Source organism: Gordonia sp. BP-119, assembly GCF_016924115.1.
In the GTDB taxonomy this organism is placed as follows: domain Bacteria; phylum Actinomycetota; class Actinomycetes; order Mycobacteriales; family Mycobacteriaceae; genus Gordonia; species Gordonia hongkongensis.
In genome coordinates, this window is record NZ_JAFFZF010000015.1 from 94999 (window position 1) to 103625 (window position 8627).

General features: G+C 69.0%; 9 protein-coding genes. 8 read left to right on the forward strand and 1 reads right to left on the reverse strand.

Translation table 11 applies throughout. The features are described from left to right. Positions 1–64: 64 nt before the first annotated feature. Entirely contained in the window at positions 65–880 is an 816-nt protein-coding gene (locus tag JW364_RS11220; protein WP_068972052.1) for an IclR family transcriptional regulator, read from the forward strand. 58 nt (positions 881–938) lie between these two features. Continuing rightward, on the forward strand, positions 939–2033 hold the full coding sequence (locus JW364_RS11225; protein WP_159370298.1) for an XdhC family protein: 1095 nt from the start codon (positions 939–941) through the stop codon (positions 2031–2033). Positions 2034–2047: 14 nt separating this feature from the next. Here JW364_RS11225 and JW364_RS11230 read toward each other — a convergent pair whose 3' ends face one another. Next, complete coding sequence (locus JW364_RS11230; RefSeq protein WP_137810982.1) at positions 2048–2779, reverse strand: enoyl-CoA hydratase; 732 nt, start codon at positions 2777–2779, stop codon at positions 2048–2050. Between the two features lie 53 nt (positions 2780–2832). On the opposite strand from JW364_RS11230, the gene JW364_RS11235 reads away from it, so the two are divergent. The 6 genes from JW364_RS11235 to JW364_RS11260 all read left to right on the forward strand — a co-directional run. Continuing rightward, positions 2833–4002 (forward strand): NAD(P)-binding domain-containing protein, encoded by a 1170-nt coding sequence (locus JW364_RS11235; RefSeq protein WP_205333577.1) that lies wholly within the window; start codon positions 2833–2835, stop codon positions 4000–4002. A gap of 46 nt (positions 4003–4048) precedes the next feature. Beyond that, the gene (locus JW364_RS11240) at positions 4049–4372 is read left to right on the forward strand and encodes a helix-turn-helix transcriptional regulator (RefSeq protein ID WP_065630775.1); all 324 of its coding nucleotides are present in this window, start codon (positions 4049–4051) and stop codon (positions 4370–4372) included. Further along, on the forward strand, positions 4369–4983 hold the full coding sequence (locus tag JW364_RS11245; protein ID WP_065630774.1) for a hypothetical protein: 615 nt from the start codon (positions 4369–4371) through the stop codon (positions 4981–4983). The genes JW364_RS11240 and JW364_RS11245 overlap by 4 nt, the downstream gene beginning before the upstream one ends. After that, complete coding sequence (locus JW364_RS11250) at positions 4980–5876, forward strand: ABC transporter ATP-binding protein (RefSeq protein ID WP_065630773.1); 897 nt, start codon at positions 4980–4982, stop codon at positions 5874–5876. The genes JW364_RS11245 and JW364_RS11250 overlap by 4 nt, the downstream gene beginning before the upstream one ends. Next, positions 5873–7102, forward strand: a complete 1230-nt coding sequence (locus JW364_RS11255) for an ABC transporter permease (protein WP_065630772.1) — start codon at positions 5873–5875, stop codon at positions 7100–7102. Before JW364_RS11250 ends, JW364_RS11255 begins: the two co-directional genes overlap by 4 nt. 551 nt (positions 7103–7653) lie before the next feature. Then, positions 7654–8627: DUF222 domain-containing protein (locus JW364_RS11260; RefSeq protein ID WP_205334518.1), on the forward strand; the 974-nt coding region annotated here is incomplete at its 3' end.

The following is an 8627-nucleotide window of genomic DNA, read 5'->3' on the forward strand; positions in this document are numbered from 1 at the left end:
GCTTGCCGCGGTTCGCGACGCGGTTCCGGTCCCACCCGCCCCGACCGGTACCCTGGGCGCTGCGATGACTGAGCAGAGTGCGGAGACCGAACGTCCGGGGGGCGCGGTCGATCGGGCACTGCAGGTGTTGGAGCTCATCGGGTCCGCCGGGTCGGCCGGCATCACCGAACTCGCCGTCGAGCTCGGCGTCCACAAATCCACCGTCTCCCGAATCGTCTCGTCACTCGAGGCACGCGGTTTCGTCGAGCAGGTACCGGACGGTCGCAAGTACCGGATCGGCCTCACGGTGGTCCGCCTCGCCGGGTCGACGATGGCAACCCTCGACATGACCAGATGTGGGCAGGACACCTGTGACGCGCTGGCCGCGCAGACCGGTGAGACCACCAATCTCGCCGTCCTCGCCGAGTCGCAGGCCATCAACGTCGTCGAGGCCAAAGGGCCGTCCGCGGTCGCCCTCCGCACCTGGGTGGGCCAGGCCTCCCCCGCTCACGCGACGTCCTCGGGGAAGGTCCTGCTCGCAGGTCTGTCCGAAGACGAGGTGCGCGAGACCTTCGCGGGCGGGTTGACCAGGTTCACCGACCACACGGTCGTCGACATCGACGACCTCGTCGCCGACCTGCGCGAGGTCGAGCGCCGGGGTTGGGCGATGGCGGTGGAGGAACTCGAGGTCGGCCTGGTGGCGATTGCCGCACCGGTACGCGATCACACGGGCACCATCGTGTGGGCCCTGAGCGTCTCCGGCCCGCGCTATCGGCTCGACCCGGACGACACGGAGGAGCTGACCGCGACCGTCGTCTCTGCGGCCGCCGATCTCAGCCGCATGTTCGGCTACCGTGCGGCGGGTTCGGCCAGCGCCCCCGGGATCATCGAGAAGTCGTGACGTCGGCCGGCCGCCGCCCACGTGGCCGCAGTCGGGGAGATCTGGTCCACTGGAGAACATGCGCGACGTCCTGCGGTCCCTGACCGAACTTCTCGACGGCGACGACGCGCGTCCGGTCGCACTCTGCCGGGTCGTCGGCGCGTCGGGATCGGCACCCCGCGAGCTCGGCGCGGCCATGATCGTGACCGAGGACGACACCGTGATCGGTTCGGTCTCCGGTGGCTGCGTCGAATCAGCTCTCGTGCACACCGCTCGCGACGTCCTCGCCGACGGGGTCGCGATCGTCGAACAGTACGGCATCGACGACCCCGACAGTCCCGCGCCGGGTCTGACCTGCGGCGGGCAGATCGAAGTTCTCGTCGAACGTGTCGCACCGAGCAGCGGTCGGCGCGGCCAGCTCGACCGACTCGCGGCGGCGATCGATGCCGGCGAACCCGTCTCGTGGGCCACGACCCTCACCGACGAGACCGACTGGTACTTCGCCACCGCCGCCTCACAGCAGCCGTGGCGCCGCCTCGACCGCGACGTCGCCGACCTCCTCGCCACCGGCCGGAGCGGCCTCATCGGCATCGACGACTGCGATGCCCCGTCCGACGAACGTCCCCGGACCTTCGTGCAGACCTTCGGGCCGCCGGCCCGGTTGATCCTGGTCGGCGCCAACGACTTCGTGCGTGCACTCAGTTCGATCGGGGCCGGTCTCGGCATGCGGGTGACGGTCGTCGACGCACGACCGGTGTTCGCCACCCCCGAACGCTTCCCCGACGCCGACGAGGTCGTCGTCTCCTGGCCGGATCGCTATCTGGCGGAACAGATCCAGGACGGCCGGGCGGGTCCGTCGACGGCGGTCTGCGTGATGACGCACGACCCGAAATTCGACGTACCGACCCTGCAGGTGGCACTCGGCTGCCGGCAACTCGGCTTCGTCGGTGCACTCGGGTCGCGGCGGACGGTCGCCGATCGCGACCAACGCCTCCGCGAGGCGGGCGTCGACGACGTCCGACTCGACCGGCTGCGCTCACCCCTGGGCCTCGATCTCGGCGGGCACACCCCGGGCGAGGTCGCAGTCGCCATCGCGGCGCAACTCATCGCCGAGCGGCACGGCGCCACCGGCGCACCGCTGCACGCCGGCGACGGACCGATCCACCGCCGGTAGCGTCGGCCTCCGGGTCAGGACCCGGTGAACCGCGGCGGACGCTTCTCGGCCCGGGCCGCGCGGCCCTCCCGCAGGTCGTCGCTCTCCCACGCACGCATCATCGCCGCCGCCCGATCCTCGGGCGCGGCGTCGCGCGCACCGTCGCCGTTCAGGACGAGCTTGTAATGCTGCAGCGTCAACGGGGCGAGGCCGGCGATCGTCTCCGCCCAGTGCTGCGCGTCGGCGAGGTCGCCGATGCGGTTGGCGAACCCGAGTGCGTGCGCACGGTCGGCGGTCAGCGGATCGCACCCGATCAACATCCCCCGGGCCTGCCCCGCCCCCACCAGCGACACCAGGCGTCGGATGGTCCATTCGTCAACGGCGACACCGAGTTTCGCCGCCGGTATGCCCGCGATCGCATCCGGCGCCATCACCCGGAGGTCGGCGGCCATCGCCAGCTGCAATCCTGCGCCGATCGCGGAGCCGTTCAGCGCCGCGAGCACGGGCACCGGGGATGACTCGATCTTCTTCAGTGTCCCGACGAGGGTGTCGAGAAAGCCCTTCTCGTACACGGGACCGGACAGGTCGGCGCCGGCACTGAACACCGGCCCCCGCCCGGTCACCACGATGGCGCGTGCGCCGGACCCGAGTGCGGCGTCGAACGCATCGGACAGGCCCGCGAGCATCTCGTCGTTCAGGGCGTTGCGCTTGTCGGCCCGGTCCAGCTCGATCGTGACGACCGCCCCGTCGGTGGTGGAGTGAATCATGGGCCCCAACCTACCCACCGCACCCATTCGACACGTCGTGACAAGGTGGGGACGTGCAGATCTCCCCGGCCGGCGCAGCGCCCGCACCGCACTCGGATGTGTTGATCATCGGCGGCGGACAGGCCGCACTGTCGGCGGCCTATTTTCTCGAGCGGTTCGGCCTCGGCGATCGCTACCAGATGCTCGACCACGCCCCGGGGCCCGGCGGCGCCTGGCAGTTCCGGTGGCCGACGCTCACCCTCGCCACCGCCAACCGCGTCCACGACCTGCCGGGGTGGGGCCTCGTCGAGGCTCTCGGCCTGGACTGTGACGAGCTCCCGGCGGCCACCGCCGTCCCCGAGTACTTCGGGCGGTACGAGGAGAAGTTCGGCCTGACCGTGCATCGACCCGTGCACGTGCGCGCCGTGCGCCGCGAGGACGACGGCTTCCGCGCCGAGCTGGGCGACGGCGGGTCGGTCACCTCGAAACTCATCGTCAACGCCACCGGCACCTGGGACCGTCCGTTCATCCCACATATCCCCGGGGCCGCCGATTTCCGCGGCCGGCAGCTGCACACGCACGACTACACCTCACCCGCGGAGTTCGAGGGCAAGCGCGTCTTGGTCGTCGGCGCGGGCATCTCCGCCATCCAATTGCTGATCGAGATCGCCCGGGAGGCGCCCGGCAGCGAGACGTTCTGGTGTTCCCGGCGCGAGCCCGTCTTCAACCCGGAACCGTTCACCCCCGAGCAGGGGCGCGAGGCCGTCGCCCGCGTCGAACGGCGGGTGCGCGCCGGGCTCCCGCCCACCTCGGTGGTGTCGGTGACCGGGCTGGCACTCACCCCCGCGATCGCGGCCGCGCAGCGCGACGGAATCCTCGCGTGGCGTCCGATGTTCACACGCACCACCGAGACCGGGGTGTGCTGGGACTGCGACGGACCATCCGGCGACTCCCCCGATCACCCGGACGTCCCGGAGCATCTGGATGTCGACGTCATCTTCTGGAACACCGGCTTTCGCAGCGCCATCGACCATCTCGCCCCGTTACGCCTGCGCGCGCCGGGTGGCGGCATCACGATGTCCGGCCGCCTCGCGACGGTCGTCGACGCCGATCCCCGGATCCAGTTGCTCGGCTACGGCCCGTCGGCCTCGACGATCGGGGCCAACCGCGCCGGACGGGAGGCGGCACGGGTCGCGGCCGAGCTGCTCGGGGTGCCCTCACGTTCCCGCGGGGGCGCGAAGTAGTTGCCACCACTTGACAAGGTGTTGTGTTTTCACAACACTGAGTCAGGTGAGTCCAATACGCCGTGGGGAAAAGCTCCCCATCTACAACCGCATCGGCGTGCTGCGGGCGGAGCGTCGGATGTCGCGGGCCGAACTCGCCGCAGTCGTCGGCATCAACGTCCAATCGGTGGGCGCACTCGAGCGCGGCGACAACTACCCCAGCCTCGACCTGGCGTTCCGCATCTGCGACGTCTTCGATTTACCGGTGGAGGCGGTGTTCAGCCGGCACGAGTTCGGGGCGATGTCGTCGGCACTGTACCGGCGCGAATCGTCGCCACGTCAAGACCTGCATCCAGCCACCCACACCGACGAGTCCGGAGGTGAACGATGAACGACCCCAATTCGGCCATCCCCGAGGAGGCCACACCCGCCCTCTGGCGCCGCTACGAGGAGTGGCGGGGCCGCCGGCACCAGGAGTTCAACGACAAGAACGCCCACCGCCTCACCTCGTGGCGCACCCGGCGAACCTATCGACGGCTCGTGCTCGTGCAGGCGTTCTTCGCCATCCTGCTGATCCTCAGCTCGATTCTCGCGTTCTTCGACACCGGCATCTTTCTGGTGCCCTTCCTGATCGGACTCGCCGGCATCATCACGACCCTGTACCTGACACGGATCGTCACCGGGTCGATCGCCGACACGCCGGTCACCGCCCTCGACGAGATCCAGGTGGCGCAACGCAATTCGGCGCGTTCCATCGGTTTCACCGTTCTGTACAGCCTGATGTTCATCCCGTACGCGGTGCTGGTCGTCCTCAGCTTCGACGACCAGGTGTCCGGCCAGGCGGTCTACGGATCGGCCATCCTGCTCATCACGCTCGTCCTGGCCGCGATCTGCGTACCGACCATGCTCACCGCCTGGTGGATGGCCGATCCCGATCCCGAGGACTTCGCGTCATCGACATCCGACCCGACCACCATCCCCAGTGAGGAGAGTGCGCAATGACCGCACCACTGATCGTCGACGGGCTCCACAAACGCTATGGAGACCTCATCGCGCTGCGCGACATGACCTTCTCCGTCGACCCCGGCGAGATCTTCGGGTTCGTCGGCAGCAACGGCGCCGGCAAGTCCACCACCATGCGCATCATCCTCGGCGTACTGGCCGCCGACGCCGGAGAGGTTCGCCTCGGCACCCAGACGATCGACCTCGACCTGCGTCGGCGGATCGGGTACATGCCCGAGGAGCGGGGCCTGTACCCCAAGATGAAGGTCGGCGAACAGCTGACCTTTCTCGCACGGCTGCATGGGATGTCGGCGGCCGAGGCGCAGGACTCCGTACAACGCTGGACCGACCGCCTCGGCGTGGGCGGGCGCTACGACGACAACGTCGCCGACCTGAGCCTCGGCAACCAGCAGCGGGTCCAGCTCGCCGCCGCCCTGGTCCACGATCCCAGCGTCCTGGTGCTCGACGAGCCGTTCTCGGGCCTGGACCCCGTCGCCGTCGACGTGATGAGCGACGTGCTCAAAGAGAAGGCTGCCGAGGGCATCCCGGTGATCTTCTCCTCGCACCAACTCGACCTCGTGCAGCGACTCTGCAACCGGGTGGGCATCATCGCGCGCGGTGAGATGCGCGCCCTCGGCACGGTCGACGACCTGCGTGCACGCGAGGGCATCACGCTCGAGATCACCGGGCCGCGTGCCGATGTCGCGTGGGCCGACTCCCTGCCCGGTGTCCGCGGCGTCGACTACGGCGAGATGACCCGCCTGCTGATCGACCCTGAGATCGCCGACGATCAGCTGATCCTGGCGACCGCCCTCCAGAACGGGCCGGTGCACCGGTTCGCGACCTCGACCCCGTCCCTGACCGACCTGTTCCGAGAGGTGGTTTCCGCATGACCACGCTACCCGACACCCCGGTGTCCACCACCGGTTCCGATCCGAGAGCATCTGCCGCACAGGCGATCCGACTCGTCGCCGGCCGCGAGATCACCACGCGCGCCAAGACCAAGTCCTTCGTCGTCAGTACCGCGCTGCTGATGATCGTGATCGTCGCCGGGTCCATCATCATCAACCTGTTCTCCGGCGGCGACGACGTCGAGAAGGTCGCCGTCGTGGGTCAGCCGGCCGCCGTCACCGAATCCATCGTCTCCGTCGGTGAGGCCTCCGGCACGACGATCGCCACCGAGCCGGCCGACACCGTCGAACAGGCACGCGATCGGGTCAACAGCGGCGACGTGAAGGCCGCGCTGGTGCCCGGAGAGACGCCGGGATCGTATGTGATCATCACCAAGGACAGCCTCGAACCGGCTGTGGAGGGCCCGATCCGCACCGCGGTGTCGCAGGCGAATCTCTCTGCGGCACTGGCCGAACGCGGTGTCGACGCCGCCGCCCTGCCGACCGTGGACATCTCGGTCTCGCAGACCGAACCGGACAACCCAGACGAGGGACAGCGCCTGCTCATCGCGATGGTCGGCGTGGTGCTGCTCGTCACCGCGATCATGATGGGCGGCACGATGGTCGCCGTCGGCGTCGTCGAGGAGAAGACGTCGCGCGTCGTAGAACTGCTCCTGGCGACCATCAAGCCGCTGCATCTGTTGTGGGGCAAGATCATCGGCATCGGTGTGGTCGCCCTCGGGCAGGTGGTACTGCTCGGTGCCACCGCGCTGATCGCGGGAACCGCGACCGGAATCCTCACCCTTCCGGGCGCCGCCATCGGGATGTTCGCGGCGGTGATCGCCTGGTTCATCCTCGGCTTCCTGTTCTTCTCCTCGCTCTACGCGGCAACCGGGGCCATCGTCTCCCGGCAGGAGGAGCTGAACTCGTCGTCCGCGCCGCTGACATTCCTCGCGGTGGCGGTGCTGTACTCCGGCATCTTCGGTGTGCAGGCGATGGATTCGACGTTGATCGAGGTGCTCAGCTGGATACCGCCGTTCAGCGCGGCGCTCATGCCGATGCGCATCGCGACCGGCGACACCGATGCCGTCCAGATCATCGTCACCTTCGGCCTGATGGGCGCCGCCTGTGCTGCGGCCACCTGGATCGCCGCGCGGATCTACCAGCGGTCCATCCTGCGCACCGGCTCGCGGATCGGCTGGGGCGAGGTACTCAAGCTCGCCCGCTGAGCCTGAGGAGCGAGCCTGCGAGCGTCACCCTCCGGCCCCTGAGGAGCGAGCTTGTGAGCGTCACCCTCCGATCCCTGAGGAGCGAGCTTGCGAGCGTCACGAAGGGTCCTGTTGCGATGCGTGGCAGGACCCTTCGCCGCGCCCTCCGCTGGTTGAGCCGGCAACGAGCCGCCAGGCGAGTCGCCCACCCCCGCTGGTTGAGCCGGCAACGAGCCGCTAGGCGAGTCGCCGTGTCGAAACCACCTGGCGACCAGCCCTTCCCTCCGCTGGTCGAGCCGATACCCCCCTCCGCTGGTTGAGCCGGCACCCCGCTCCGCTGGTTGAGCCGGCAACGAGCCGCTAGGCGAGTCGCCGTGTCGAAACCACCTGGCGACCAGACGAACCGAGCCCACTCCAGGCCAAATCCCACGAATCGGTCTGCACACCAATACTTCTGACTACCAGACCGCCCAGCGAGTCGACCCTCCGGTTCTTGTCGGTGGTCGGGTTTAGATTGGTTGGTAACAGAACACACCCCGGAAAGGGGTGGGTCGAACAGGCGTCGGGGGGGCGTGGTGAAGGCGTGGACCGATCTACCGAGCGAGTTCGTCGCCGGGGTCGATCCTGCCCACACGGCCGAGACCGACATGGTGATGTTGATGGCCGGCCTCGACGCCTCCCGGCGCGGCGAGTCCTACCTCGCCTGGCACCGCTATCAGACGATCGCGGCGATGACCGACCGCCTGATCACCACCAGCGCGTCCGGGTTCGTCATGGACGGTCACGCCGACTGCGCCGCCCGTATCGCCCGCCAGGCCGGGGTGTCCCGCCGGCACGCCGAAACCCTGATCGACGAGGCCATCGCACTACGGGATCGGCTACCCGAGGTAGCGGACACGCTGCGTGACGGGGTCCTGTCGCAGTGGCAGATCCGGTTGGTCATCTCCCGCACCGAACTGATCCCCACCGATGACCCCATCACCCCCGCGTTGGATGCCGAGATCGCCGACACTGTGCGCCGCCGAACAGGTGTGTGGGATCGGGCGCGCCTGCGCGACATGGTCGACCGCCTGGTCTTCCGCCACGACCCCGACGCGGTACGGCAACGCCGCAAAGACGCGATGGATCAGCGTGGGGTGTGGACCCACGAACTGCCCGACGGCACTGCCGAACTCACCGCGGTGATGTCGGCGGAGAATGTGCGGATCTCGGCCAAAGCCGTCGCCATCCTCGCCGACTCCGTCTGCAAACGAGACGGCCGCACCCAAGGGATACGACGATCCGATGCGATGTTCGCCCTGCTGACCCGCACGCCATTCGAGTGCCAATGCGACGACAACGAGCAGGAGTGCACCGCCGACATCCCCGACCCGCAAAGCGTCCTCGACGCCGTCCGCGCCGAAGTCGTGATCCATGTGGTCACCGACGCCGCCACCCTCGCCGGAGCACCCGGGGTCGGATTCCTCGACGAACACGGCATCATCAGCGACGAACACGTCCGTGACCTCGCCGCCCGCCCCGACGCCACCCTCACCCCGGTCACCCC

Excerpts from the sequence above, each read along its gene's own strand:
- JW364_RS11220 (WP_068972052.1), top strand. The coding sequence starts at position 65 with ATGACTGAGCAGAGTGCGGAGACCGAACGTCCGGGGGGCGCGGTCGAT.
- JW364_RS11250 (WP_065630773.1), top strand. The coding sequence starts at position 4,980 with ATGACCGCACCACTGATCGTCGACGGGCTCCACAAACGCTATGGAGAC.
- JW364_RS11225 (WP_159370298.1), top strand. The coding sequence starts at position 939 with ATGCGCGACGTCCTGCGGTCCCTGACCGAACTTCTCGACGGCGACGAC.
- JW364_RS11255 (WP_065630772.1), top strand. The coding sequence starts at position 5,873 with ATGACCACGCTACCCGACACCCCGGTGTCCACCACCGGTTCCGATCCG.
- JW364_RS11245 (WP_065630774.1), top strand. The coding sequence starts at position 4,369 with ATGAACGACCCCAATTCGGCCATCCCCGAGGAGGCCACACCCGCCCTC.
- JW364_RS11230 (WP_137810982.1), bottom strand. The coding sequence starts at position 2,779 with ATGATTCACTCCACCACCGACGGGGCGGTCGTCACGATCGAGCTGGAC.